Origin of the sequence: Archangium sp. Cb G35 (assembly GCF_001896145.1) — a bacterium.
Lineage (GTDB): Bacteria > Myxococcota > Myxococcia > Myxococcales > Myxococcaceae > Archangium > Archangium violaceum.
Window position 1 is genome coordinate 1 of the sequence record NZ_MPOI01000008.1, and the last position, 25,544, is coordinate 25,544.

At 69.3% G+C, this 25,544-nt stretch carries 27 protein-coding genes; 12 read left to right on the top strand and 15 right to left on the bottom strand.

The annotated features are described in order from the left end of the window. A partial coding sequence (locus BO221_RS55495) for a transposase (RefSeq protein WP_233166239.1) occupies nucleotides 1–306 on the bottom strand: 306 nt, incomplete at its 3' end. A 355-nt stretch (nucleotides 307–661) separates the two neighbouring features. Here BO221_RS55495 and BO221_RS24100 point away from each other — a divergent pair. Beyond that, complete coding sequence (locus tag BO221_RS24100) at nucleotides 662–1,102, top strand: hypothetical protein (protein WP_143195650.1); 441 nt, start codon at nucleotides 662–664, stop codon at nucleotides 1,100–1,102. Between the two features lie 185 nt (nucleotides 1,103–1,287). Here the strand turns inward: BO221_RS24100 and BO221_RS24105 are convergent, their stop codons facing one another. After that, nucleotides 1,288–1,821, bottom strand: coding sequence for a hypothetical protein (locus tag BO221_RS24105; protein ID WP_073562863.1), 534 nt, complete (start codon nucleotides 1,819–1,821; stop codon nucleotides 1,288–1,290). A gap of 684 nt (nucleotides 1,822–2,505) precedes the next feature. Then, nucleotides 2,506–2,808: a hypothetical protein gene (locus BO221_RS24110; protein WP_073563235.1), complete on the bottom strand. Its 303-nt coding sequence runs from the start codon at nucleotides 2,806–2,808 to the stop codon at nucleotides 2,506–2,508. A gap of 298 nt (nucleotides 2,809–3,106) precedes the next feature. Here BO221_RS24110 and BO221_RS56340 point away from each other — a divergent pair, with 298 nt between their 5' ends. Continuing rightward, nucleotides 3,107–3,586 (top strand): hypothetical protein, encoded by a 480-nt coding sequence (locus BO221_RS56340; protein WP_233166240.1) that lies wholly within the window; start codon nucleotides 3,107–3,109, stop codon nucleotides 3,584–3,586. Nucleotides 3,587–3,887: 301 nt separating this feature from the next. Here the strand turns inward: BO221_RS56340 and BO221_RS24120 are convergent, their stop codons facing one another. Further along, nucleotides 3,888–4,094 (bottom strand): ATP-binding protein, encoded by a 207-nt coding sequence (locus BO221_RS24120; protein ID WP_143195651.1) that lies wholly within the window; start codon nucleotides 4,092–4,094, stop codon nucleotides 3,888–3,890. Nucleotides 4,095–4,457: 363 nt separating this feature from the next. On the opposite strand from BO221_RS24120, the gene BO221_RS24125 reads away from it, so the two are divergent. Further along, nucleotides 4,458–4,871, top strand: coding sequence for a carboxypeptidase regulatory-like domain-containing protein (locus tag BO221_RS24125; protein WP_073562865.1), 414 nt, complete (start codon nucleotides 4,458–4,460; stop codon nucleotides 4,869–4,871). Nucleotides 4,872–5,540: 669 nt separating this feature from the next. Here the strand turns inward: BO221_RS24125 and BO221_RS24135 are convergent. Together BO221_RS24135 and BO221_RS24140 are read right to left on the bottom strand one after the other, a co-directional pair. Next, entirely contained in the window at nucleotides 5,541–6,419 is an 879-nt protein-coding gene (locus BO221_RS24135; RefSeq protein ID WP_073562867.1) for an SDR family oxidoreductase, read from the bottom strand. Nucleotides 6,420–6,519: 100 nt separating this feature from the next. Continuing rightward, a complete protein-coding gene (locus BO221_RS24140) occupies nucleotides 6,520–7,293 on the bottom strand; it encodes a hypothetical protein (protein WP_073562868.1) in 774 nt (257 codons plus the stop codon). Between the two features lie 150 nt (nucleotides 7,294–7,443). Between BO221_RS24140 and BO221_RS24145 the strand changes: the two genes are divergently transcribed. After that, nucleotides 7,444–8,469, top strand: coding sequence for an NADP-dependent oxidoreductase (locus BO221_RS24145; protein ID WP_073562869.1), 1,026 nt, complete (start codon nucleotides 7,444–7,446; stop codon nucleotides 8,467–8,469). Between the two features lie 22 nt (nucleotides 8,470–8,491). Continuing rightward, the gene (locus tag BO221_RS24150) at nucleotides 8,492–9,589 is read left to right on the top strand and encodes a glycosyltransferase (RefSeq protein WP_073562870.1); all 1,098 of its coding nucleotides are present in this window, start codon (nucleotides 8,492–8,494) and stop codon (nucleotides 9,587–9,589) included. On the opposite strand, the gene BO221_RS24155 is transcribed toward BO221_RS24150, so the two are convergent. Then, a complete protein-coding gene (locus BO221_RS24155) occupies nucleotides 9,576–10,202 on the bottom strand; it encodes a GNAT family N-acetyltransferase (protein ID WP_073563237.1) in 627 nt (208 codons plus the stop codon). The two genes, BO221_RS24150 and BO221_RS24155, sit on opposite strands and share 14 nt — an antisense overlap. A 96-nt stretch (nucleotides 10,203–10,298) precedes the next feature. Between BO221_RS24155 and BO221_RS24160 the strand changes: the two genes are divergently transcribed. Next, nucleotides 10,299–11,147, top strand: coding sequence for a L,D-transpeptidase family protein (locus BO221_RS24160; RefSeq protein ID WP_073562871.1), 849 nt, complete (start codon nucleotides 10,299–10,301; stop codon nucleotides 11,145–11,147). Between the two features lie 18 nt (nucleotides 11,148–11,165). Here BO221_RS24160 and BO221_RS24165 read toward each other — a convergent pair whose 3' ends face one another. The 6 genes from BO221_RS24165 to BO221_RS24190 form a co-directional block, all read right to left on the bottom strand. After that, nucleotides 11,166–11,588 (bottom strand): hypothetical protein, encoded by a 423-nt coding sequence (locus BO221_RS24165; protein ID WP_143195652.1) that lies wholly within the window; start codon nucleotides 11,586–11,588, stop codon nucleotides 11,166–11,168. 12 nt (nucleotides 11,589–11,600) lie between these two features. Then, on the bottom strand, nucleotides 11,601–13,115 hold the full coding sequence (gene rpoN / locus BO221_RS24170) for an RNA polymerase factor sigma-54 (RefSeq protein WP_073562873.1): 1,515 nt from the start codon (nucleotides 13,113–13,115) through the stop codon (nucleotides 11,601–11,603). Between the two features lie 261 nt (nucleotides 13,116–13,376). After that, nucleotides 13,377–14,114 carry an LPS export ABC transporter ATP-binding protein gene (gene lptB / locus BO221_RS24175; protein ID WP_073562874.1) on the bottom strand — a complete coding sequence of 246 codons (738 nt, stop codon included), beginning with the start codon at nucleotides 14,112–14,114 and terminating at the stop codon, nucleotides 13,377–13,379. Next, entirely contained in the window at nucleotides 14,111–15,049 is a 939-nt protein-coding gene (locus BO221_RS24180; protein ID WP_073562875.1) for an LptA/OstA family protein, read from the bottom strand. The genes lptB and BO221_RS24180 overlap by 4 nt, the downstream gene beginning before the upstream one ends. Further along, nucleotides 15,046–15,573 carry an LPS export ABC transporter periplasmic protein LptC gene (gene lptC / locus BO221_RS24185; RefSeq protein WP_073562876.1) on the bottom strand — a complete coding sequence of 176 codons (528 nt, stop codon included), beginning with the start codon at nucleotides 15,571–15,573 and terminating at the stop codon, nucleotides 15,046–15,048. Before lptC ends, BO221_RS24180 begins: the two co-directional genes overlap by 4 nt. A 14-nt stretch (nucleotides 15,574–15,587) precedes the next feature. Next, complete coding sequence (locus BO221_RS24190; RefSeq protein ID WP_073563238.1) at nucleotides 15,588–16,502, bottom strand: lysophospholipid acyltransferase family protein; 915 nt, start codon at nucleotides 16,500–16,502, stop codon at nucleotides 15,588–15,590. A gap of 17 nt (nucleotides 16,503–16,519) precedes the next feature. Between BO221_RS24190 and astB the strand changes: the two genes are divergently transcribed. Then, nucleotides 16,520–17,845 (top strand): N-succinylarginine dihydrolase, encoded by a 1,326-nt coding sequence (gene astB / locus BO221_RS24195; protein WP_073562877.1) that lies wholly within the window; start codon nucleotides 16,520–16,522, stop codon nucleotides 17,843–17,845. 12 nt (nucleotides 17,846–17,857) lie between these two features. Beyond that, a complete protein-coding gene (locus tag BO221_RS24200; RefSeq protein WP_233166241.1) occupies nucleotides 17,858–18,448 on the top strand; it encodes an aminoacyl-tRNA deacylase in 591 nt (196 codons plus the stop codon). A 10-nt stretch (nucleotides 18,449–18,458) separates the two neighbouring features. Here the strand turns inward: BO221_RS24200 and BO221_RS24205 are convergent, their stop codons facing one another. Together BO221_RS24205 and BO221_RS53960 are read right to left on the bottom strand one after the other, a co-directional pair. Next, complete coding sequence (locus tag BO221_RS24205; RefSeq protein ID WP_073562879.1) at nucleotides 18,459–21,050, bottom strand: O-antigen ligase family protein; 2,592 nt, start codon at nucleotides 21,048–21,050, stop codon at nucleotides 18,459–18,461. Nucleotides 21,051–21,109: 59 nt separating this feature from the next. Continuing rightward, nucleotides 21,110–21,679, bottom strand: coding sequence for a hypothetical protein (locus tag BO221_RS53960; protein WP_073562880.1), 570 nt, complete (start codon nucleotides 21,677–21,679; stop codon nucleotides 21,110–21,112). Nucleotides 21,680–21,784: 105 nt separating this feature from the next. Here BO221_RS53960 and BO221_RS24215 point away from each other — a divergent pair, with 105 nt between their 5' ends. The 4 genes from BO221_RS24215 to BO221_RS24230 all read left to right on the top strand — a co-directional run bounded on the left by BO221_RS24215 (nucleotide 21,785) and on the right by BO221_RS24230 (nucleotide 25,510). Then, nucleotides 21,785–22,078: a hypothetical protein gene (locus BO221_RS24215; protein WP_083681316.1), complete on the top strand. Its 294-nt coding sequence runs from the start codon at nucleotides 21,785–21,787 to the stop codon at nucleotides 22,076–22,078. A 134-nt stretch (nucleotides 22,079–22,212) separates the two neighbouring features. Beyond that, nucleotides 22,213–23,196, top strand: coding sequence for an SDR family oxidoreductase (locus BO221_RS24220; protein ID WP_073562881.1), 984 nt, complete (start codon nucleotides 22,213–22,215; stop codon nucleotides 23,194–23,196). Beyond that, nucleotides 23,193–24,062, top strand: a complete 870-nt coding sequence (locus BO221_RS24225; protein WP_198956174.1) for an alpha/beta fold hydrolase — start codon at nucleotides 23,193–23,195, stop codon at nucleotides 24,060–24,062. Before BO221_RS24220 ends, BO221_RS24225 begins: the two co-directional genes overlap by 4 nt. Further along, entirely contained in the window at nucleotides 24,059–25,510 is a 1,452-nt protein-coding gene (locus BO221_RS24230; protein WP_073562882.1) for a hypothetical protein, read from the top strand. Before BO221_RS24225 ends, BO221_RS24230 begins: the two co-directional genes overlap by 4 nt. Nucleotides 25,511–25,544: the final 34 nt, after the last annotated feature.

The following is a 25,544-nucleotide window of genomic DNA, read 5'->3' on the forward strand; positions in this document are numbered from 1 at the left end:
CCATTCTCGACGCCATCCGCGAGGTGCGCGCCGCCTCCGCGCCGCCTCGCGCCTCTCGGCGGGCGTCACCTCCACGGGCACGAAGGACATGGCCGTCCTCGTCCCCTCCTTCCCTTCTCGCCTGCGCGTCCAGAAGCGCAGCCTCTCGCGCGGCAACCCGTGCTTGCGCATGAAGGCCGACTGCGTGCCTCCTTCCTCCTCCCAGGCTCGCACCACCTGCTCTGCTACCTCCGGTGTCCACCTCGGCCGCCGCGCTGCTTCCAACCACGCCGGCTCCGTCTTCGTCGTCGCTGTGCTCGTCGTCATCTCGCCGCGCACTCTGCGGCCCCTCATGCACCGACACTACCTGGGCTGGATCGGAGGCTTACTTCGCGGCGCACCAGAAGGAGGTGCTCACCCGCGAGTACGTCTCCGGCTACCTGGACAAGTAGGAGCAGTTGCAGAAAGACGAAGGGCCCGGCTCCGAGGTGGAGTCCGGGCCCTTCTCGCTTTAGGGGGGGCGAAACGGTCCCCGTATCTCTACGCCGGTGAACGGCGCGGGTCATATCGCCTCTCCCGACCTAAGCTGTACTTGCCGCCCGGGGGGCGGCCGGTATCTAAGCCAACAACAGGCAGTGCTTGGTGCATTGCCTTTCGAAAGGGCGCTTGAATGAGTGACAGTATGGCAGCAAGAAACGAGGATTACGGCACCGAGGCAGCACTCCGACTCATGGCTGACGACGCAGAGCGGCAGTCGAAGGATATAAAGGGACGGGAGCTTGCCGCGAAACGCATCCTCACCCAACTCCTGGCGCTGGGGGGCAAGCAGCGCCGCGACACCATGAGGTTCGACTTCACAGAACAAGGCGGCGGCGTAACGATCTATCTCCCAGCGCAGCCGTACGCCCATCGCGACATGGCGCACGTGAGGTACGAGAACGGTACGTTCGTAGTGAACGCCGGACCCAAGAAGGTGAACGTGGATCTCGCCTATGATGCGTATCTGGGCGACTACGTGCCTGCGCAGCCAAGGAACGAAGGGGACGTTCCCCGACCTCCGCTGGGGGAACTCATCTACGCAGTGCTGAAGGCCACCGAGCGCCTGCCGGCAGAGGCATCATAATAGAGCCCCCGAGGTGAGGACGGCGGTGGAGAGGTCGCGCCCAACGCCAAAGATGGTGATGCCCCTCTTCCTGGAGTGGACGAATAACCGCTTAAGCCACGCACGGAGTGCTGTAGGCTAAGACAACGAAGGGCTCGGCTCCAAGGTGGAGTCCGGGCCCTTCGTGCTTCAGGACGTGGCGAGTCCTACCGGGTGGCGGGCTTCGCGGCCGAGCTCGCCGCCTTCAGCTTCGTGCCCCAGCTGAACAGGCCCGAGGCCCCCGCAGCGGTGGCCAGGATGCCCAGCACCAGGGTCAGCGTCACGGGTTTGCCGACTGCCAGCGCGGCGGACATCTGCAGCGCGGCCGCCGTAACCACCGCCAGGGAGATGCCAGCCACATCCGTCCGCAACCAGGGCACCCGGGACTCACCGAAGCGCCGCACCGCGTACACGGCGCCGAGCACCAGCGCGCACGCGAGCAGGCCCCAGTTCTTGGAGGACACGGCCTGGGCGAAGAGCTTCACCACCTCACCGAGCTGCACCTCCCCGGGTGTGGACGTGTCCGGGGCCGGCTCCGCAGGCAGGGCCACCACCTTGGTCGCGGCGCGCTGGGCCTGGGAGACCAGGTGCGCGGTGACGCTGCCCGCGCCCGTGGTGTCGGCGGACGGCTCAGCCAGCGAGGGGGTGGCCAGGGACAGCAGGGTCAAGACGGCGAGGGACGACAGGGACAGGCGACGCATAGGTGCTCCTGGGTGAGCGGGGCGGGTGTGCCCCGGGCAGGAGAAGGAGCGGCCCCGCGAGCGCGGAGCGAAAGAGATTTGGCTCCAGAAGGAGCCCGGTCCCGCGTGCTTCAGGCGCAATCGGCGTTACTGGCAGCACAGACTTGGGGAGGCAAACCTGGGGTACTGCCGCGGGACGCATTAGCGGCGACAGCATGAGGCGGGCACAGGAAACAGCACACATGGCGCGTTGCTGAACCTGTTCTTATCTTCCCCAGTGATGTCCGCTCGTTCGCTCTTTCCACCCGTCCCAGACGTCATCCGTGAACTCGCCGAAGTCGTCGGCATCGCCAGGGCCGCATGGACCCTGGTGTCGGTGGGGGTCTTCCTGGTGCACGCCGCCAGGAGCCTCCGACCAAAGACGACGAAAAAAAAAAACCCTCCACCCGGCTTGAATCCATACGGGAATATTGAACCCCTGGCGTAGCTCGCTGAATGCCCTTGAGGGTGTCTTCAGGATGACGTCCGCCCAGGCGGTCTGGCGTTCTCAATGCTGCGTCAACGGAAAGGGCCCGGTCTCCAACTCAGAGCCGGGTAGTTCGCGTTTCAGGTGCCGCCAGTAACATCTGGCGGCGCAGATCTGGGGAGGCTAGGCCCAGGGTCACGTCTCGGGCACCGGCACGTCAGGCCCGGGTGAGACGTGGGTCAGCGGCTCACGCGAGCGTCGTCGGTGAGTTTCTCGACGGCACGGGCGAGACGGCCGATCTCCAGCGTCATCGCGTCGAGTCGCGCCTCGATGCGTGCGACCTGGGCGGTGGCGTTGGACTGGGCCACAGAGAGGCGGACCACCTCGGCCTCGGCCGTGGTGACGCGGCGCTCGAGGTGACGCTGGTCGGAACTCAGCGCGCCCCAGACAACGCCAGCCGTGAAGACGGAGAAGGCCAGCGGCACCGCGAAGGTGAGCCACGGCGACGGCTTGGACTCGGCGGGGATGATGGGTGCGCTCATGCCCGGCAAGAAGTGGCGAGACGCGCGGCGCCGCAGCTGTCCTACACGCAAGACATTACCGTGGAGGTGAACCGCCCCAGTGTGTCCTACATACGGGACTGTGAGGGTCCCCCCCCCCAAAAACCGTGCAGTGGGGCAGAAATTTGGATTGCTCGGCGGGGACAATCGCGCGGGGAGAAAACCCCAATAAATCCCCCGCTCCTCCGAGCGAGGCCGCGCCGAAACTGTCAGCCGACCCCCGTGTTTCTTGCGGCGCCTCTTCTGCTGGGTGTCACCCACTCGCCCCAGGAGGGCACCCATGACGAGCAACCCCACCAGCAGGCCCATCACCACCCCGACCTTCGGACGTGTCGGCTACGACGCCTACGGCAACCACCCGAGCGCCCACGGTCCATGGACTACCTTCGACGGGCGGCCCATCCCGAAGTGGGAGGAGTACAGCGCGGCGGGCTCGGGCAGCCTCCCCCAAGCAGGAGCGGAGGAGAGGAGCGTGACGCGCCCCCAGGTAGGAGCAGAGGAGGCGAGCGTGGCGCCTGAGGCAGGAGCGAGGCAGGAGCGGAGCAAGGAGAGGACGCCGCCAGTAGACCAGGCGGGGCTGTTGCGCAGGACATTCGCGGTGGACGTGTTCACCTGCGTCAGGTGTGGAGGCAGGCGGCGGGTGCTGGCGTACGTGAAGCAAGCCAGAGGGGTGCGCGCGATTTTGGAGCACCTGGGACTGCCCACTGCAGGTGCGAGCCTGACCCCGGCGCGAGCGCCACCCCAGGGCGCTTGGTGTTGAGGCTTACGCCGCCACAGCCAAGAGACCTCATGCCCCTGCCGCGCCCCTCATGGGAGGGCTGCCTGGGCAGTCTGCACCAGCCCTCCCCCTCAACACGGCCTCTCTCCTGCCTATACGCATACGCATACGCAAGAACGCGCTTGGATGGCATGGCGGTGTTGGACCTCGCTGGAGGAGCGGATGGACTCAGATGCACTGAGAATACATTGAACCGAAAACATTTCCAGGCAATGGTGTTTTACTGGTTATTGTTGATTCATGAGAATGCGTGGTCCCAATGACAGACGCGGACCGTCGTCCCTCAGCGCGCCGCGTGTCTTTCTGGCCAGCGCGGCTCCGCCCGGGTGCCGTGTGGGGAGAGGGGCGTGAGCAGCACCCGCCAGCCGAAGTGCTGCGCCAGCCGCTCCACCAGCGACAGCCCGACGCCAAAGCCGCTGCGCTCGGGAGCGACCGCGCCAAGGCCCTCGCCGCTGTCGCTGACGCTCCAGCAACCCTCCTCCACCCGCACGCGCACCTGCCCGGCGCGGCATCGATCTGGAGTTCCGGTGGTGTCGATAGGGGCTCGTGATGGTCGTACCACTCCGAGAGACCTTCGAGCCGCGCATGGTCGAGTTGCTGGCCGTCCTGGCCTCGCGCTGGTCCGCCTTCGACCCATCACAGGATGTCCGCTGGCCCCATCTGTGTTGTGTAGCCGACGGAGCAGATGTGTCCACGGAATTGGGACGGGCTCACTCCTACGCGTGTGACCCGGGGCTCGCGTGAGTTACAGCAATGGCGGGGATTTTGAGAAAGACTGTTACTCCTGTTTTTATTGCCTTTTCATGCCTGAAATGCAGAATGCGCGTGCTTCATTCACAACCAGAGGGCACGCATGCGCAACTGGATCAAGACGCTTGGTATTGCTTCCTCGCTCGTGATGGGAATGTCGCTCGCCGGATGCGGTGGACCCGAGGGTGAGGATACGTTTGAAACCTCCGCCTCTTCCCTCGCGTCGTACGCGACCATTCAGGGCCAGTTCATCGATGAGAACGACTGGTGGGCGGACGGGAAGGTTCCGGGCGCGACCATCACCGTCTACTCGCAGGTGGATGGCAGCATCCTTGGCTCTGGCACCACGGACCAGAATGGCTACTTCTCGGTGAGCGGGCCGTTCTTCAATATCAACGTGCGGGTAGAGGCGGTGCCTCCGGTCACGGCCAACTGCAAGAGCAGTTACAAGACCGCGTACCTCTTCGTCGATGCCGTTCTTGAGACGATGAATTTCAAGGACGAGTGCAAGTTCTGATCGGAAGCACCGGCGGCTGAAGGCCTTGGTTCTTCTCCGAGGTCTTCATCCCTGACTGAAATTGGGGCGCTGTTCCCCCAAGCAGGAGCGGAGGAAGGAGAGGACGCCGCCAGTAGACCAGGCGGGGCTGTTGCGCAGGACATTCGCGGTGGACGTGTTCACCTGCGTCAGGTGTGGAGGCAGGCGGCGGGTGCTGGCGTACGTGAAGCAAGCCAGAGGGGTGCGCGCGATTTTGGAGCACCTGGGACTGCCCACTGCAGGTGCGAGCCTGACCCCGGCGCGAGCGCCACCCCAGGGCGCTTGGTGTTGAGGCTTACGCCGCCACAGCCAAGAGACCTGATGCCCCTGCCGCGCCCCTCATCGGAGGGCGGCCTGGGCAGGCATGCCCAAGGAGGCTGCGGGGCCTCTCCACCGGCCCGGCTCACTGCTCGGCCGGCACCCGTCCGCGGCCCTCCTCGGCCCCTCTGCACCTGCCCTCCCCCTCAACACCGCCTCTCTCCTGCCTATACGCCAACGGATTTGGTCCAAATTTGGTCCGACAAGAACCGATTTGGTCCCCCAAGATGCTCCACGCCTCCTCGTTAAGAGTGGGTTCGACTCAAGGCGGCGGGCAACCTCGATTGGAAGCGGCGGGAATCGAATCCGCCGCCCCCACGCGTGGCCCCGTGCTCAGGCGAGGACCTGTCCGCCCGTGACGCCGAGGATCTCCCCGTTCACGTAGCGCGACTCGTCCGAGGCCAGGAACACGTACGAGGGCGCCAGTTCCACCGGCTGCGCGGCCCGGCCCATCGGCGACTGCTCGCCGAACTTCTTCACCTTCTCGGCGTCGAAGGACTGCGGGATGAGCGGCGTCCACACCGGGCCCGGCGCCACGCAGTTGACGCGGATGCCGCGCTCGATGAGCTCCTGCGCCAACCCCTTGGTGAAGGTGACGATGGCGCCCTTCGTGCACGAGTAGTCGAGGATGCCCGGTGACGGCTGGTAGGCCTGGATGGAGGCCGTGTTGATGATGGAGGCCCCTGCCTTCATGTGCGGCAGCGCGTACCGCACCAGGTTGAACATCGCGATGATGTTCGTGCGGAAGGTGCGCTCGACGCGCTCGGCCGTGAACTCCTCGAACTTCTCCACCTTCTTGCCCTGGTAGGCCGCGTTGTTGACGAGCACGTCGATGCGGCCGAAGCGCTTCACCGTGTCCTCGATGATGCGGCGGCACACGCTCTCGTCGGTGATGTCTCCCTTGAGCGCGAGCACCTGGTGGCCCGAGTCCTCGACCGCCTTGCGGGTGACCTCGGCGTCCGGATCCTCGTTGAGGTAGGCGAAGGCCACGTCCGCGCCCTCACGGGCGAAGGCCAGGCACACCGCGCGGCCGATGCCGCTGTCCCCACCCGTGACGAGCACCACCCTGTCCTTCAACCGGCCGAGCCCCTTGTAGCTCGTGAGGCCGTAGTCCGGCTCGGGCGTCATCTGCTCCTCAAGCCCCGGGTGCTGCTGCTCCTGGGGGGGCAGAGGAGGCTTGGGTCCTGCTTCGCGCGGATTCTTCTGAGCCATGGCGGGGTCCTCTCGGGTTGCCTACCCTCCCCAGGGTGGGGAGGGGGCGGGACCCCGGCAACCGCCGGAAGAGGAACCCTCGCCAGGGAGGCGAGCGGGCTCAGGGACTGACGGTCACGTCCACGTCTCCCGAGTGGAAGAGGCCGCCCTCGCAGCGGGCCACCCCCTCGCAGGAGAGCACCTGCGCGACGGCGGTGCCGCTCATCCGCAGGATGTACTGGCCCTCCACCGTCTCGGGGGGAACGGTGAAACGGGACGTGTTGCCCTCCTGCTGCACGTCGAGCACGCCCAGGGCGCCGGTGTTCTTGTGGATGATGCTGGCCTTCGCGGGTCCCTGGAGGACATCGGTCTCGGGCAGCCACGCATAGGCATAGGTCTGATTGCGCCGCAGCGTGCCTGGGGAGCCGCTCTCGCGCAGGAAACGCCGCTTAGCCTTGGCATCGCGCAGGACGAGCACCATCGAGTGGGTGTCGTCCTGGAGGATGATGCGGAGATCCTCGGTGGGCTCGTTGTCCCAGCGCTCGGGGTCGAAGTCGAAGGTGGCGCGCGGCGGCTCGCACACCTCGCGCCCGCCGACACCGGTGTCCGGCACGCCCCCGGGCTCGAGCTTCATGGGCTGGCCATTGAGCGTGGCGGTGACGCCGTCCGCGAGCCGGGCGCAGGTGAAGCCCTCGGAGAACACGAGGGTGAAGCGGTGCGCGCCCACGGTGGAGTCCCGTTCGAGGGAGTCCACGTCCGTGAGGGTGAACTTCAGGGTGCGATCCTTCAGGTCCACGAGGGTGGCGGGCTGGGCCACGGTGCGGCCACAGCCGGCGAGCAGTCCCCACGCGGCGAGCGCGCCCACGACGAAACGAAGAGAGGAAGCGGAAGCCATCGCGCCACCCTACCACCACCCTCGGGAATGGCCCGGTCCACGACGCACCCTCCCGAGCCAGCCGGGCGGACGGGCGAGCCCCACCCTCGGATGCCCATCACACACCCTGCCCTCCCCTTCCCTCTTGGAACCGCGAAGGAGACGCACGACATGTCCGCCATCAACCGCCAGTTCCTCCTGGCGCGCAGGCCCGAGGGCCGGCTGCGAGAGTCCGACTTCGACTACCGCGAAGCCCCGGTGCCCGCGCCCGGTCCCGGAGAGGTGCTGACGCGCACCCTCTATCTCTCCATCGATCCGGCCAACCGGGTGTGGATGTTCCCCGACCCCACCTACCGTCCGCCCATCGAGCCAGGCGAGGTGATGGCCGGGTTCACGCTCAACGAGGTGGTGGACTCGCGGGACGCGCGCTTCCGCCCCGGAGACCTCGTCGAGTGCGATGGCGGCTGGCAGGATTACGCCGTGCTCCCAGGGGACGCGCTCCACGAGCTGGAGCCGAGGAAACCGCTGTCCCACTGGATGAGCGTGCTCGGGGTGACGGGGAAGACGGCGTACTTCGGCATGCTGGAGGTAGGAAGGGTGCGCGCCGGAGAGACGGTGCTCGTGTCGGCGGCGGCGGGAGCGGTGGGCTCGTTCGCCGGGCAGATCGCGAAGCTCCATGGGTGCCGCGTCATCGGCATCGCCGGAGGCCCGGAGAAGTGCCGCTGGCTCACGGAGGAGCTCGGCTTCGACGCGGCCATCGACTACCAGTCCGGAAACCTCTCCGAGCGGCTGGCGGCCTGTTGCCCCGAGGGCGTGGACGTCTACTTCGACAACGTGGGCGGCGCGGTATTCCAGGCGGCGCTGTTCCGGATGAAGACCCACGGGCGCATCGTCTGCTGCGGCTGCGTGTCCATCCTCGACACAGAAACACCACCCCCGAGGCTGCTCGGCGTTCCGGGCCTGCTGCCCATCCGCCGGCTGCGCCTGGAGGGCTTCATCGTGATGGACTTCTACGGCCGCCGGAGACAGGCCGAGCAGGCCCTGGCGGGCTGGGTGGCCGAGGGGCGGCTGAAGGTGCGCGAGGACATCATCGATGGGCTGGAGAACGCGCCACGGGCCTTGATGGGCCTGCTGCACGGAGCCAACATCGGCAAGCGGATGATTCGCGTCGCGCCGGAGCCCTCGGTCAGGGGGTAGGACGCGGCGGCGAGGAGGCAACGTGGCCGGCCGAGTGCTCCATCTGGCGGCGGGAAACCTGTACGGAGGCGTGGAGACCTTCCTGGTGACGCTGGCGAAGTCGCCACGGCGGCTGGAGCACCGCTTCGCGCTGTTCTTCGAGGGCCGGCTGGCCACGGAGCTGCGGGCGGCGGGTGCCTCGGTGGAGGTGCTCGGCCCGGCGCGGCTGGGGAGGCCGTGGACGCTCGTGGGGCCCCAACTGCGGCTGCGCCGGATGCTGCGCGCGTGGAACCCGGACCTGGTGGTGTACCACTCCACGTGGCTGAAGCTCGTCGCGGCCCCGGCGCTGCTCGGCTACCGTCAGGCGCTCTTCGTGCACAGCCGGGTGGACCCCCATCACCCGCTGGATCGGTTGATGGCGCGGTTTCCTCCCGATGCGTTCCTCACCAACTCGGAGTTCACGGCCGGGTCCGTCTCGGCCCTGGTGCCCCGGCCCACGCCGCTCGTCGCCGGCTGTCCCGTCGAGGACCGCACCCCAAAGGAGCCCGGCGTGCGTCAGTCCGTGCGCCAGGAACTGGGCGTGGCCGAGGACACAGCGGTCATCCTCCAGTTGAGCCGGATGGAGCCGGGCAAGGGACACGCGCTGTTGCTGGAGGCCCTGGCGAAGCTGGGGCGCGACGCGGCGTGGGAGTGCCTGGTGGTGGGAGGCGCGCAACGTCCGGAGGAACAGGCCTACGTGGAGCGCCTGCGCGCCCAGGCGGCACAGTGGGGGCTGACGGACCGGGTGCGTTTCCTCGGCCAGCGCACGGATGTCCCTCGGCTGTTCGCCGGAGCGGACCTGTTCTGCCACCCCAACGTGGTGCCCGAGGGCTTCGGCATCGTCTTCGTCGAGGCGATGTACGCGGGCCTGCCGGTGCTGACAACGGACATGGGCGGGGCGCGGGAGATCGTCGACGAGACGTGTGGAGCCCGGGTGGCGCCCCGGGCGGACGCCCTCGCGGAAGTGCTCGCGCGCTGGGTGGCGGACCCCGGAGCGAGGCAGGCCCTGGGACGCGCGGGCCAGCAGCGGGCGGAGCGCCTCTACCTGCCCTCCATCCGCGTAGGCCTGCTGGAGGACGCGCTCGAGCTCAGTGCCCGGTGAGCATCGACTCCAGACGCGTCTTCACCTCGGGCCACTCGCTATCGATGAAGCCGTAGTAGGCGGAGTCGCGGACCACGCCGCCGCGCACCAGCATGTGGTGGCGGAGGATGCCCTCGAAGCGGCCACCGATGCGCTCGATGGCCGCCCGCGAGCGCGTGTTGCGCCGGTCCGTCTTGAGCTGCACCCGCATCACCTTCAACTCCTCGAAGGCGTGGCGCAGCAGCAGGTACTTGCACTCGGTGTTCACCCGCGAGCGCCACACGCGCTTCGCCAGCCACGTGCTGCCAATCTCCAGGGTGCGGTGCTTGCGCTGGATGTCCAGGTAGCGCGTGCTGCCCACCGGCGAGCCCGTCTCCTTCTCGAGGATGACGAAGGGGCGCTCCACTCCTCGCTCCACCGCCGCCAGTGCGTCGGCGATGTACGTCTCCATGTCCCCGAGCGTGCTCAGCACCACGTTGAAGTGCTCGAAGATGCCGGGCTCGGCCACCGCGGCCAGCGCGGGGGCATGGCTCATCGCCAGCGGCTCCAGACGGACGGACTGGCCCTCCAGCGTCACCGGCGGGACGACGAGGGACGTGGGCTCTCGGTGGAGGATGGGATCGTTCGCGCTCATGTCGATGGACGACACGTATACCAGGGTGGATGTCCCCGCCACCGGCGAGAGCGCTAAGCTCGAAGGCCACCGCTCTCCTGTGACTCCGGGTGCACCATGACCGCTGATTCCGCTGGCTCCTCGACTCCCCCCGCCGCCCCGCGCAACGAGCGCTTCGCCCAGGTGCCGGAGCTGGCGGGAGTGCTCGCCGGACAGGCTTCGCTCGGCGTGGGCTCGAAGGGACCAGGCGTGCGCGCTGTGCAGCAGGCGCTCGCCGACATGGGCTTCAGCGTGCCCGGAGGCGCGGATGGCGCCTTTGGCGCGCAGTCGACCAAGGCCGTGCGCAACTTCCAGGTGCATGCCCGCCCGGCCTTCCCCGCGGTACAGGCCACCGGCAAGGTGGACGCCGCCACCCTGCGCGCCCTCGATGCGCTCGCCCCGCCCCCGGGACAGCGTGGACAGGGCCAGCACCTGCCGGTGCCCCATTACAAGGGCACGCCCGTGCGCGTGGTGGTGGTGAAGAACGAGCACCGCACCTTCCTCTTCGATGCCCAGGGCAAGCTCCAGTCCATCTTCGGCAACGCCGTGGGCACTCGCGCCAGCCAGACGGACCCCGGCCTGAAGAAGGTGACGGGCAAGCTCGACGAGCCCCAGGCGCTCGCCCTCGGCAAGAAGCTGTGGGGTGGGCCCGTCTTCGGGCCTCGCCTCATCGACCTCTCGTGGGCCGATGGCTCCCGCTCGGGCGAGGAGCTCCATGGCACCAGCGCTCCCGCCCACCTCGGCGAGGACGTCTCGCACGGGTGCATCCGTCACGACAACGCCGACATCATCGCCCTCTACAACGCGCTGAAGGCCGGAGACATGGTGGCCATCGTCGACAGCATCAACGACCCGAATCTGAAGGCCCCTCTCGCCACCCCACCGGGCATGCCGGACCTCTCGGGCGCCGTGGCTTCGCGCAAGTAGACCTGTCTCGAAATCCTCTTACGGGGAGTCCCGCTTGGACTCCTTCTCGAAGGGGAAGTGGAGGATGGCCCACAGCGCCATCACCCGGTGGAAGGCGGGATACGAGTCCACGGAGGGCACCCCGTAGAGGCTGACGGTGCGCTCCTCCTGCCCGCTCCAGAAGTGGAGGACGCGCTGCGGCCAGTCGTCCACGATCGCACGCGGTGAAGCCTGTTCCGGCAGACCCTGGACGAGACCGAGGATCCGCCGCATCGCGGAGTCGTTGAAGCGGTGCTGGATGCGTACGCGCCGCTGCTCACCGCCCGGGAGCCATGCGTGGCTCTCGTACTCCGCCTTCCCGGACGCCGCGAGCCGGAGGGTCGAACGGTGGAGCGTCTCCGTGAAGCCAAGCGTCACGGAGGCGATCAAGACATCCCCCCGCTCGAGCCACCTGGGTTCCACACCGGCTCCCGGCTAGAAGTAGCGCTTGCGCTTGCTGCTCGGGAGGATGCCCAGCACCTCGCGGTACTTGGCCACCGTGCGCCGGGCGATCTCCGTCCCCTGCGCCTTCAGCAGCTCCACGATCTTCTGGTCCGAATACGGATTGCGCGGATCTTCCTGCGACACCAGCTGCTTGATGTGGTGCTTCACCGCCTCGCTCGCCGTGTCCTCGCCGGACACGCGGGCAATGGACGAGTTGAAGAAGTACTTCAGCTCGAAGATGCCCTGCGGCGTGTGCACGTACTTGTTCGTCGTCACGCGCGACACCGTCGACTCGTGCATCCCGATGTCCTCGGCCACGTCCCGCAGAATCAGTGGCTTGAGGTGCGCGATGCCCTTGTCCAGGAAGTCCTTCTGGAACTTCACGATGCTCTCGGTGACCTTGTAGATGGTGCGCTGGCGCTGGTGGATGGAGCGGATGAGCCACTGCGCGCTGCGCAGCTTCTCCTGGATGAACTCCTTCGTCTGCCCCGGCCCCACCCCGCCACTCTTCAGCGCGTTGCGGTACGTGCCCGAAATCCTCAGCTTCGACAGGCCGTCGTCGTTGAGCACCACCGTGTACTCGTCCTCGCCCATCTTGTAGACGAACACGTCCGGGGTGATGTACTGCGCGTCGTCCCCGCTGAAGTTGCGGCCCGGCTTCGGGTCCAGCTTCGGCAGCAGCTTGGACGCCTCCACCACCTCCTCGAGCGGCACCTTCAAGTCCTTCGCGATCGCCGGAAGGTTCTTGCTCTCGAGGTACTTCATGTGCCGCTTGATGATCATCCCCAGCAGCGGCGCGTGCTTGTCCTTCAGCGCCGACACCTGGATGAGCAGGCACTCCTGCAGATCGCGCGCGGCGCAGCCCTTGGGCTCCAGGTTCTGGATGCGGCGCAGCGTGCGCTCGGCCAGCCCCATGGGCACGTCCGCCTCGTTGGCCAGGCGGATGAGTGGATCTCCCTCCACCTCCTCCAGCTTCAAGTACCCGTCGTGGTCCAGGTTGCCCAGAATCAGCATCCCGATGCGCCGCTCGGCCTCGTTGAGCCGCAGCGTCCCGAGCTGCTCCTGGAGGTGATCGACCAGGTCCTCCTTCTCCACCAGATTGGCTTCGAAGGAAGGCAGGTCATCGGTCGCCACGTTGCCCTTGTTGGAGGCGGTCGTGGGCTCGTTGAACTGGTAGCTGTTGAGGTAGGCCTCCCAGTCGATCTCCGGCGGGCCATCCCCGTCCGCCTTGAACTCGGGTGCCGCGTCCGGGGTCCGGGCTTCCACCCCCGCCGGCATCTCCGTGTTCGCCGCCTCCATGGAGGCCTCGCCCGGCTCCTTGTCGGACGTATCGCCAAAGGGCGCCTCGTCGGGCTGCTCCAGGAGGGGGTTCTGGTCCATCTCCTCGCGGACCTGCTCCAGCAGCTCCATCCGCGAGAGTTGCAGCAGCTTGATGGCCTGCTGCAGCTGGGGCGTCATCACCAGCTGCTGCGACAGCTTCAGGCTCTGCTTGAGTTCCATCGCCATTTCTATCTCCCGCCCGTTTCAACAATCGACTCGACGGCGGCCCGCCATCAAGGACCGTGCCAAAGTAGCAAGGCCCCCTGACTTCGTCCAGTGTCCGAGAGTCCGGCCCGCACTTTGCATTTTGTGAAATTCTTCTTTTATTCCGCCTACTTGCACTGTCTCCGACCAACGGGGAGACGTTGCGCAATGGACGTGCCGACGCGCCAGGGCGAGGGGCGCCAGCCGGCCCTCCACCCCCCCGCGGGGCCGGAATTTCGGCCCTCAAACCGACTGCAAGCGGAATCGCTCCCCGAGGTACACCGCCCGCGCCCGGGCCGAGGAGGCAATCTGCTGCGGGGTGCCCTCCTCCAGGATTTCACCCTGTGCGATGATGTAGGCGCGATCGCAGATGCCCAGGGTGTCCTGGACGTTGTGGTCGGTGATGAGGACACCGAGGCCACGGGACTTCAGGTGGGAGATCTGCCGCTGGAGGTCGCCCACGTTGATGGGGTCCACGCCGGCGAAGGGCTCGTCGAAGAGGATGAAGCGGGGGTTGGGGATGAGCGAGCGGGCGATCTCCGCGCGGCGGCGCTCGCCACCGGAGAGCGTCTCACCGAAGGAGTAGGCCACGTGGCTCAGGCCGAACTCCTCGAGCAGCTCGCGGGCGCGGCGCTCGCGGGCGGACTTGTCCAGGCCCTTCTGCAGCTCCAGCACGGAGAGGAAGTTCTCGTGCACCGTGAGCTTGCGGAAGACAGAGGCCTCCTGCGGGAGGTAGCCCAGGCCGCGCAGGGCTCGCCGGTGCATGGGCAGGGACGTGAGGTCCTCGTTGTCCACGCGCACCCGTCCCGCGTCGGGCCGCACCAGGCCCACCACCATGTTGAAGCTCGTCGTCTTGCCGGCGCCGTTGGGGCCGAGCAGCCCCACCACCTCGCCCTGCGCGACGTGGAAGGAGACGCCCTGCACCACCCGGCGCTTGCGGAAGCTCTTCTGCAGGCCCTCTGCGTGGAGATGACTCGTCATGGCTGCTTCGTTCCCCCCGTCTTGTCCTTGCGCCGCTGCTCCTGCTCCTTCAAGGGCGCCGTCTTGAAGACGACGGTGGCGTCATCCCCCTCGAAGCTCTTGCCCCCGAGGGCCATGCGCACCTGTGTGCCCCGGAAGTGGATCATCGGATCCTCCGCCTCGGGATTGCCCGTCACCACCAGCATGCCGGTGGGGACGTTGAGGCGGGCCCGCTCCCCCTTCGCCCGGCGATCTCCGTCCACCGCGCGCACGTTGCCCACGCAATCGGCCCGCGTCACCTCGCGCGAGCCGTTGTAGTAGGCGGTCAGTTTGTCGCACCGCAAATCCATGGTCCGGTGCTTCACCGTCACATCGCCCGAGAAGACAGCCTGTGCACGCGTGCCAGCCACCCGCTTGGACGTAATGACCACGGGGTTATTCTGCGAGGCGCCCTTCGCCTCGATCGGCGCCGGCTTGAAGGTGACGGTGGCGTCCTTCACCTCGAAGTTCTGGCTGCCCAACATCAGGCGCAGCTCGGAGCCCTTGAGGTGGGCCGCCGGGTCCTGCGCCTCGGGGTTGCCCGTCACCACCAGCAGGCGGCCAGGCACGTCGAAGTCCGCCCGCTCGCCCTGGGCGGTGCGCTCGCCATCCACCGCGCGCACATTGCCCACGCACTCGCCGCGCGTCGCCGTGTACTTGCCGCCGTACTGCGCGTAGTGCGCGGTGAGCTCGTCGCACCGCAGGTCCATCGAGTCGCGCTTCGCCCGCACGTCCTCCTTGAACATGAGGGTGGACTGGTCGCGCAGGATGGTCATCCGCTTGGAGGTGATCTCCGTCTCGCCGCCCTTCGGGGAGACCGCGGCCGTGGGGGTGGCGCGAGTGCCCGTGCTGGCGGTGGCCGTCGCGGGCTGCACCGGCTGGGCGACGAAGAAGGCCGTGACCAGGTACTCGATCACGGCGTGGCCCCCTCGACGATGGTCTGCACCGAGCCCTCGAAGTCGAACTGCCCCGTGGGGAAGGACAGCGAGAAGGAGTCCGCCCGCATGCGGCCATTCGCTCCCGTCACCACCACCCCCTCCGTGCCGCGCGCCACCTGCTCCGTCCCGTCATAAGTGGCTCGCGGGGTGTGCGCCACCATGCCGGTGGCCGTGCGCACCTCCACGTCTCCCGAGGCCACCAGTTGCCGCGCACCCGGGTTGCCCTCCATGAGCTTCGCGCGCACCGTCGTGCCACCCGGCTGGCCGCCACCCTGGGCGTCCTTGTCCGGCACGTTCACGGTGGCCTGGGTGGCGGTGAGCTCGCCCGTCCGGTCCCAGGTGGCCTGCACGGCCTCGCCCGTCATGGACAGGGTGCTGCCGTCGTACGAGCGCAGCCGTACCCCATGCATCACCACGGCGGGAGGCGCGGAGGCATCTTCGGCGGCCTGCTTCTGGGAGCAGGCCGCCAGGAGGGCGAGGAGGCTGAGGAGGGTACGTCTCACGAGGCGTATCTCTATCACCGGGCAGGGGTGGGACGGGTCTTCCAACGCTGATGCATCCACACCCATTGCTCGGGGGCCCTGCGGATGGCCGCCTCGATGCTCAGCGAGAGAGCGGCCGTGAGCGTCACGGCATCCGCCTCGCGGTCCCCGCTCGCACTCCAGGGCACCTCTTCCATCCAGAGGCGGTAGCCGTCGCCTTCACGCTGACAGAAGCCCACCACCACCGCCGCGCCGGTGCGCAGCGCCAGGTCCGCCGCCGCGCGCGGGGTGGCGGCCAGCTCACCGAAGAAGGGGACGAAGACGGACTGCACCTTCGTGTCCTGGTCGATGAGCAACCCGAGGATTTCTCCGGCCTTGAGGGCGCGCAGCATGGCCCGGGCCGCGCCCTCCTGGCCGCGCCAGATGCTGCGCACCCCGCCCTGGGCACGGAAGCGCTCGACGAGCGTGGTGAGCCGCGGGTCCGTGGTCTCCTTGGCGATGCTCTGGCTGGGGTAGCCCGCGCGCGCCACCCGCCGGGCCAGCAACTCCCAGTTGCCCACATGGCCGGACACGAAGACGACCCCCTTGCCCCGGGCGAGCGCCGCCTCCAGGACGCCCCGGTCCGTGGCCTCCCAGCGGACCAGGTGCTCGAGTTGCCGGTCCATGGCGGCGGTGGCGCCCACCTCGAAGGCGGCCATGCCCAGGTGGCGGAAGGAGGCCCGGGCGAGCGCATGCCGCTCCGCGTCGGACTTCTCCGGGAAGGCCCGGGCCAGTGACTTCAAGGCCTTGCGGCGCTCCCCGCCGGCCACGGCGAAGGCGAACCGGCCGAATCCCGCCCCCAACCACCGGGCGAACCCCAGCGGCAGGACACTGACGATGGCCAGTGCCGCACGGACGAGCAGGTAGCGGAGGAAACGCTTGAGACGCTTTGCTAAGGGAGGGCGCTCCACGAGCGTTTCCATATCCCATGCGCGAATACAACTTCGACGGCATCGTCGGTCCCACCCACAATTATGGCGGCCTGTCGCCGGGCAACCTGGCGTCCTCCCTGCATGGCGGCGAGGTGAGCCACCCCCGCGAGGCGGCCCTCCAGGGCCTGGAGAAGGTGCGCTTCGTCTCGGGACTGGGCGTGGGGCAGGCGGTGCTGCCACCCCAGCCGAGGCCCTCGCTCAAGGCACTGCGCGCACTGGGCTTCACGGGCACGGACGAGCAGGTCATCACCCGGGCCGGGAAGGAGGCCGAGCACCTGCTGCGGCTGACGTCCAGCTCCGCGGCCATGTGGACGGCGAACGCGGCCACGGGAGCGCCCTCGGAGGACACGGCGGACGGGCGCATGCACCTGACGCCGGCCAACCTCCAGCAGATGTTCCACCGGGCGTTGGAGGCGGAGACGACGCACTCGGTGCTGCGCGCCATCTTCGCGGACGAGAAGCACTTCGCCGTGCACGCGCCGCTGCCGGGTGGCGGGCACTTCGCGGACGAGGGCGCGGCCAACCACATCCGGCTGGTGACGCCGGGGCACAAGGCGGTGCACGTGCTGGCCTGGGGCCGGAGCGCGTGGCGGGACGATGTGCGCCACCCCACCCGTTTCCCCGCCCGGCAGACGTACGAGTCCAGCCAGGCGCTCGCGCGGCTCCACCAGTTGGACCCGGCGCAGGTGCTGCTGCCGCAGCAGGCTCCCGAGGGCATTGACGCGGGCGCCTTCCACACGGACGTGGTGGCGGTGGGCAACGAGAGCTTCCTCATGCTGCACGAGCAGTCCTTCGTGGACCCGCAGGGGCTGCTGAAGACGCTGCGCGAGAAGCTGGGCGAGGGCTTCACGTACGTGCTGGCCACCAACGAGGAGCTGCCGGTGAGGGACGCGGTGAAGGCCTACCCGTTCAACTCGCAGGTGCTGACGCTGCCGGACGGCACCATGGCCATCATCGCGCCCGAGGAGAGCCGGGAGACGGGGCCAGCGCGGCGCTTCCTGGAGCGCGTGGTGGAGGAGAACAACCCGGTGAAGCGCGTGTATTACCTGGACGTGCGCCAGTCGATGAACAACGGCGGCGGTCCGGCGTGCCTGCGCCAGCGCGTGTGGCTCACGGACGCCGAGCGCGCCGCGGTGAAGGCCAACGTCTTCTACACCCCGGAGTTGCACGAGGCGCTCGCCAGCTGGGTGAAGCGGCACTACCGTGAGGATCTGCGCGCCAGGGACCTGGTGGACCCGAAGCTGGCCCGCGAGACCATGACGGCCCTGGACGAGCTGACGCGCATCCTCCAGCTGGGCAGCGTGTACGACTTCCAGAAGTGAGGCGCGGGGCGCATGCCCGCCCGTCTGGGAGGCATGCGCCCGGCCAGCCATGGACTGAAGGGCCGGGGCAGTCCACCTTCGAGACAGAAGGTACCGCCCATGATCCCCGAGCCCATCCAGCACTATCTCCAGCAGCAGCACGTGCCCTTTCTTCGCCACTGGCATCCGCGCGCGGTGACGGCGCAGGAACTGGCCCAGGCGCTCCACGTGACGGGTTACCGCGTGGCCAAGTCCGTCATCGTCGAGGCCGACGGACGGTTGTGCATCTGCCTGATTCCCGCGACGGACACCCTGGACCTGGAGAAGGTCCGCGAGGTGCTCGGCGCGAGGGACGTCCGGCTGGCCAGCGAGGACACGTTCGCGAATCGCTTCCCCGAGTGCGAGCTGGGAGCGGAGCCGCCCTTCGGCCACCTCTACGAGCTGCCAGTGCTCATGGACGAGGGGCTCGGCGTGGCCGAGGACCTGCTGCTGCGCGCCGGCTCCCATGAGGAGGCGCTGGAGGTGAGTGTCGAGGACTTCATCGGCCTCGAATCACCGAGGATGGGCTCCATCACCCACGGGCACGTGGGGCGGAACACGGTGCATCACGACGTGCACGCGTGAGCCGTGGGGCTCAGGGCTCCTCGCCCTCCAACGTCCCCATGTCCTCCTCCGCGCCCAGGGCCCGGAGGAGCAGGTCCTCCTCCGCGCCCGAGCCCACACGTGAGCGGCTCCGCGCCTCCACGCGCTGGCGCTCCGACGCCTCCAGGCGCGCCACCCACGCCTCTCCTTCCCCCCGCTGCTCCTCCGGCAGCAGCAGCAGGCCCTCGCGCACCGCCCGCGCCGCGGCGTCGAACTGGTGCAGCGACTCGTGCAGCCGCGCCACCTTGAACCAGAGACTCCCACTCGGCTGCATGCGCACCGCGGACTTCCAGGACTCCAGCGCCCGCGCGCGCAGCCCCTCCCGCTCGTAGCTGGCCCCCTCGAACATGTAGAGCTGAGCGCGCTGAGACTCGTTGGACACGAAGGGGTTCACCTGCTGGAGCGACTCCCTCGCGCGCCGGGTCAACCCCAGCTCCACCTGCAGCCGCGCGAGCGCGAAGGCCCGCTCCACGTTGCCCGGAAACCGGGGTCCCAACGCCTCCAGCACCGCGAGCGCCTCGTCCCCCCGGCCCTGTGCATGGAGCACGTCCGCACGCAGCAGATAAGAGGAGAGTGCATCCGGAGCCCTCCGCGATACCTCCGCGCTCGCCGCCTCGGCCTCCGCCAACTCGCGCCGCTCCAACCGCACCCGGGCCTCGAGCTCCCAGAGCCGCACCGCTTCGGGCACCGCGTCGAAGCGCTCGCGCGTCCAGGCGAGCCAGGGGAGGAGCATCTCCGGGTTCCCCGCGCGCTGGAGCTGGGAGGCGAACGTCACCACGTGCCGCGCCGTGTCCGGGGTGAGGGCCTGCAACTCCTCGAGGGTCCTCGCCCGGCCGAGCGCCTCGCTCCACATCAATGAATGGTCTCCCGCCTCGAAGGCCAGCCGGTACTCGAGGAAGGCCTGCGCGCGCTGCCCCAACGAGAGCAGGGCGCGCGCGGCCACGCGGTGGGCCCACGCATCCACCGGGTTCAGGAAGAGGGCGCGGTTGGCGAAGGCGAGCGACTCGGCCGCTTCCGCGCGCCCCGCGTTCACATGGGCCAGGCCCATCAGGTCCTGCAGCGCATGGTCCGCCGGGTGCCGGTCGATGAGGGCGAGCCCCCGGGCGCGCACCTCGGCGAGCGGGGCCCGCGTGGTGACGAGCGCACCGAGCTCCGCCTCCGCCCTGTCCAGCGTGCTCCAGCCGGGAACGAGCGCCACCAGGGCCACTCCCGCGAGGGCCACGCCCACCGCGAGCACGCGCAAGGGCGCATGGCCGCGAGGAGCCTCGGCACGCTGCCGGTCCTCGGGACGGGCCACGCTGGCCAGCGCCACCCAGGCCGCCACCGCGCTCGCGGGCAGCTCCAGGCTGAAGTCGAAGAGCTCATGCAGCCCGAGCGCCCCCACCCCCGCGAGCACCGCCCATTCCTCCGCGCCCAGCCCCTCCCGGCGCAACAACTGGCCGAAGCCCCACAGCATCCCCGCCAGCAGCAACAGCCCGGGCACGCCGAACTCCGTGGCGAGTTGCAGCACCGCGTTCTCCGGGTGCGTCGAGGTATTGATGACGGGCCGCGTCTGGTAGCGGGGGAAGACGGACTCGAAGGCGCCACGGCCCAGGCCGAGCGGATGGGCCCTCGCGACCGAGGCCAGCTCCGGCCACTGCTGGAGTTTGCTCTGGCGCAGCTCCTCCACGCTGTCCGCCGTCTCCAGCTCGGCCGCGAGGTGCTCGGAGGCCAGCAATCCGCCCACGGCGAGCACCGCGAGGAGGCACAGCAACACCATGCCCCAGCGGCGCCACGTACGGGCCAACAGGAGCGCGAAGGCGAGCACCCCGAAGACGAAGAAGGCGATGCCCCCGCGCGAGAGGGACAGCAGCACCCCCGTCCCGCCCAGGAAGGAGGCCAGCACGTAGGGCACCGCTCGCGTGCGCCCCTCACTGGAGAGCGCGAGTCCCAGGGACACGGTGGCCGACAACCCGAGGAAGGCCGCGAGGTGGTTGGGGTTGCCGAAGGGCGTGACGAGCGGCGGCCGGGCGTGGACGAACGCGATGACGCCGAAGAGGGTGTCGAGTCCGAGCAGCGCGTGCACCAGGCCCAGCACGGCGATGGCCGCGCCCGTGAAGGCGAGCGTGCTCAGCAGCCGGCGGCGCGCGCGTCCGGAGCGGCACACCTGCACGGCGGCGACAAAGGTGAGCAGGTACGCCAGGTGCCGGGCCAGCTCGCGCCAGGTGGCCGGCGGATCCATCGACAAGGGGCGCGGGCCGTCCAGTCCCAGGGGGACGAGGACGAAGTCGCGCAACCCGGCCGCCTCGGGACTGAGCACGGCGAGGAGCCCCGGCGGCAGCGGAACGAGCTGCAACGCGCACAGGAGGGCCCCCGCGCCCAGGGGCAGCGCGAGCACGGGCAGGTGCAGGGAGCGCCGCTGTCTCCACGCCCCCACACACGCCAGGACACAGGCGAGGCCCGCGAGCACCACCAGGGGTCCATGCACCCACAGGGGCGCGCCCCCGAGCGACAGGGGCAGCCCCACCAGCAGCACCGCCAGCACCGCCTCGGCACCGAGGGTGTACCGGGACGTGCGCGAGCGGGAGGGGAACGCGGAGGACATGGACGGCTCCCGAGTATGGCACGGGTCCGGTGGGACGCCTGGAGTACCCGCCCGCCTGCTCAGAAGGAGAGCGACGCCACCGGGATGAAGCTCTCGCCCCGGCCATCACGCCAGGACCGCACGGAGGACTCGGAACCCGAGCGCTTCAACTCCCGCAGCTCATCCTCCAGCCGGCCGCGCTGGAGGATGAGCTCGTTGCGCTCGACCCTGGCCAGCTCCGAGGCCTGCAGGCCGGTGACGAGGCCCATGATGAGCAGGGCCACTCCGCCGACCCCCAGCGCCGTGAGCACCGCTCCCACCGTCGTGACCGTGAGCGCGTACTGCGCGCTCGAGGCCAGTCCGACGATGATCACGGGCACCCCCACGAGCAGCAGCGGCGACAGCACGTACCCCGCGATGCTCATGGCGATGGCGCCGACGGGCCAGTTCGAGCTGGTCTGGCGCAGGCGGGCGTTGATTTCCTCCACTTCCCGGGTCAACTCGCGGATGCGGGCCTCGCGGCTCTCGGACGGGGCCTGCGCGACGAGCAGCCGCGCCGAGGGGCGCACCTCGGGCGGGGCTGGCTCCAGCAGCGAGACCTGGCCGGACAGGGGGGAGACGGCGAGCAGGACGGCGATGAGGGACACCATGGTGGGAGGGCCTCCAGGAAAGTGAGCAGCTGAAGAAGCTACCATCCGACCTTCTGGCCGCCATTGCTTGCATCCCGAACGCCTTCTGGCATCTTCGCCCACCTCATGCGCCGCGCCACCGCCATCACCCTGCTCTGCTCCTCCCTGCTCGCCCTCGCCGGTTGCAAGAGTCCGTGCCGGGAACTGTCGGATCGGCTCTGCGAGTGCGTCGAAGCCTTCCGGCGCGACGAGTGCATCCAACTGGCGGCCGACCGCGAGCGGAGCATCGACACGACCGACGAGGATCTCGCCCTCTGTGAGGAGCGGCTGGACACCTGCACCGTCAATCGGAACGACCGCACGACCTGCGACCTCCTCCTGACGGACGAGGGCAAGGCGGCCTGCGGTCTGGCGCGCTGAACCCGGCCCATCCCCTGGCGAGGAGCCCGGCGGCTGCCTGAGCGCCCGCCCGTCTTGTCGCCTTCCCGGAGCAACCCCAGCTTCCTGCCATCCCTTCGGGAGGTCCCCACCTCCCGTATGCCGCGGAGGCGGGTATGGCGAAGGTGCGGGACACAGTGGTGGTCATCACCGGCGCCTCGAGCGGCATCGGGCGGGAGACGGCACTGGCGTTCGCCCGGAAGGGCGCCACGGTGGTGCTGGCCGCCCGGCGCGCCCAGCCCCTGCGCGAGGCCGCCGCGCAGTGCGAGAAGCTCGCGGGACAGGCGCTCGCGGTGCCCACGGACGTCACCGACGAGGACTCGGTGCGGGACCTGGCGCGCGCCGCCATCGAGCGCTTCGGCCGCATCGACGTGTGGGTGAACAACGCCGCCGTCACGCTCTTCGGGCGCTTCGAGGAGACACCGCCTCTCGACTGGCGCCGCGTCCTGGAGACGAACCTCTTCGGCTATGTCCACGGCGCGCGCGCGGCCATTCCGTACTTCCGCGAGCAGGGCCATGGGGTGCTCATCAACAACCTCACCGGCTACGCGAAGATGGGCGCGCCGTACCTGAGCGCGTACATCTCCAGCAAGTTCGCCCTGCGCGGGCTGACGGAGTGCTTGCGCCAGGAGCTGGTGCGGGACGGCATCGAGGTGTGCGCGGTGCTGCCGGCCTCCATCGACACGCCCATCTTCCAGCACGCGGCCAACTACACCGGGCGGGCGGTGAAGCCGCTGCGCCCCGTCATCCCCGCGCACGCGGTGGCCCGGGCCATCGTCCAGTGCGTCCGGCGCCCCAGGCCCGAGGTGGTGGTGGGACGCGCGGGCTCCCCGTTGCAGCTCCTGCACACGCTGTCGCGTCCGCTCTACGACCGCGTCATCCAACGCCTCATCGAGCGCGAGCACTTCCAGAAGCGCTCCGCCGCGCCCTCCGCCGGCAACCTCTGGAAGCCCCTGGCCCAGGGCACCGGGGTGAGCGGCGGCTGGACGGGCCACGAGGGCAGACCGCGGCGCACCCGGGCCCTGCTCGGCACGGGGGCGGTGGCCCTCGCCCTGGGACTCGGGTGGCTGGGCCTACGCGAGGCGGGGACGCACGCATGAGACCCGCCCTCCCCTCGCTCACGGAGTCCCTCGGGCGGTGGGAGCACGCCCTCATGGCCGGAGACGCGGACACGTACTCGGGCCAGGTGGCCAGCCGGTGGACACGCGTGGGCGGGCGGCGCGTGCACGTGCGCGTCTCCACGCATCCAGTGCCCCCCGAGGCGCTCACGGTGGTGCTGGTGCACGGACTGGTGGTCTCCAGCCGCTACATGGTGCCCACCCTGCTGAGGCTCGCGCCCACCTGCCGGGTGCTCGCGCCGGACCTGCCGGGCTTCGGCCGGAGTGACCCGCCCTCGCGGCCTCCCGAGAGCATGTCCGGCCTCGCCGACGCGATGGCGGAGTGGATGGAGGCGGCGGGGCTGGAACGGGCCGTCTTCCTGGGCAACTCGCTGGGGTGCCAGACGCTGGCGGACTTCGCGGCACGCTACCCCGAGCGCACCGTGGGCCTCGTGTTGCAGGGGCCCACGATGGATGCCGAGGCCCGCTCCGTGCACCAGCAGGTGTGGCGATGGCTGAGCAACTCCCAGCGGGAACGCTCCGCGCAGATGCCCCTGCTGGTCCATGACTACTGGGAGGCGGGTCTCCGGAGATTCCTCGACAGCTTCCGGATGGCGTTGAAGGACCGCATCGAGGACAAGCTGCCCCGGGTCCAGGCGCCCACGCTGGTGGTCCGAGGGGCCAGGGACCCCATCGTCCCACAGCGCTGGGCCGAGCGGGTGACGGCGCTGCTGCCGCGAGGCCGGCTGGCGGTCATTCCCGGGGGAACGCACACGTTGAACTTCGCCGCGCCGCTCGAGCTCGTCCGGGTGGTCGAGCCATTCCTGCGCGAGCTCCAGGCTGGCGCCGAGAGGACCCCGCACGCATGAAGCCCTCCCAGTACGTCGCCGGCTTCGACTCCTCCACGGGCTGCCTCCGGGCGCTCTCGCGCTTCCTCCACGGGAGGGATTTCCCCGCGCTGGGCACCCGGGGCGGAGACGGACTGCTGCCCCTCGTGCGGCTCGTCAGCGCCCTGCCCCGCAAGCTGCGCGAGGAGGTCTACGCCTGGTCCGGCTGGGCCGAGGCCATCCAGTCGCGTCACCTCTCGCAGGTGGTGTCCGAGGAGATGTCGCGCTGGACGGTGGAGCAGTACCCGCGGCGCCAGTACCCGGCGGTGGCGATCGGCTCCTCGGGCGGGGCGATGGTGCACCTGTGCGCGGCGCTCGGCATTCCGTGGCTGCCGCAGACGTTCCTCATTCCCGTGCGCGCGAACGTCTCCCCGGACGAGCCCCGGCACGCGCTGCGCTTCGGCGAGGAGAAGGCCCCGTTGCTGCTGGAGGGCAACCCGGACCTGGCGCTGCACCACATGCACGACGTGGCGCAGGACCGGCTGATGCTCGCGCACATGACGTACTTCCGGGTGAAGCGCCTGCGCCTGGGAGAGGCCTTCTCCGGGTTCCTCACGGACTCACTGGAGCCCGGGGGCACCCTCTTCCTGGTGGAGTGCGAACGGCGCTGGCCGACGCTACGGGTGGGACCGCGCCACGTCTTCCAGCACGGAGCGGTGGGAGGCCTCTCGCCCGAGGAGTACGAGCACGGCGGCGAGGCGGTGGAGGAATACCTGCGCCGCTACGGCATTCCCAAGACACGCTGGGACTCGCCAACGCCGGACGGTGACTCCCCCGAAGCGGAGTGGGGCTTCGAGCCCGCGCTGCGCGAGGACGTGGAGGAATTCGCGCGGCGGCACGGCTACCGGGTGCGGCGCATCGTCTACACGGAGCCGAGGGACCTGAGCCCGCTGGTGGCGGACCTGTACCGCTGGTGGTACCGGCAGCGGCGGATGAAGGCGAGCCGGCTGCTGGTGGAGTCCTTCATGACGATGGAGCCCTGGTGGACGCTGCGCACGGGCTCGGTGCCGTTCTGGATGACGTTCAACGAGGGCACGTCCGCGGACGCGCTGGAGCAGTACCTGCGGGAGGCGGAGCCCTTCGACATCATCCACCTGATGCTCTTCCAGCACGGCACCGAGGGCCCGAGGCTGGCGGCCATCGCGAGGTGGAAGGAGCTGCTGGGGAAGGCGCGCCAGTGGGGAGGCTTCCTGGGCGTGGATCCGCGGAAGCACCCGAGGGACTTCGCGGCGCTCGCGCGCTACCACACGGACCTGCGGAAGCTCTCCGCGCGCTACCCGATGCCGGGGCCGCTGACGCTGAGCCAGCTGGAGCGCTTCCTGGAGGAATCGGGCGACAAGTACCCGGTGCGGTGGGTGGACGTGGAGCCCCCACGAAGCTCCGGGACGCGCACTCCGGACGAGGAAGAACGAGGCCCCTGGCTGCACTGAGACAAGCCCCCTCTGCCTCTGGTCTATGCTGACA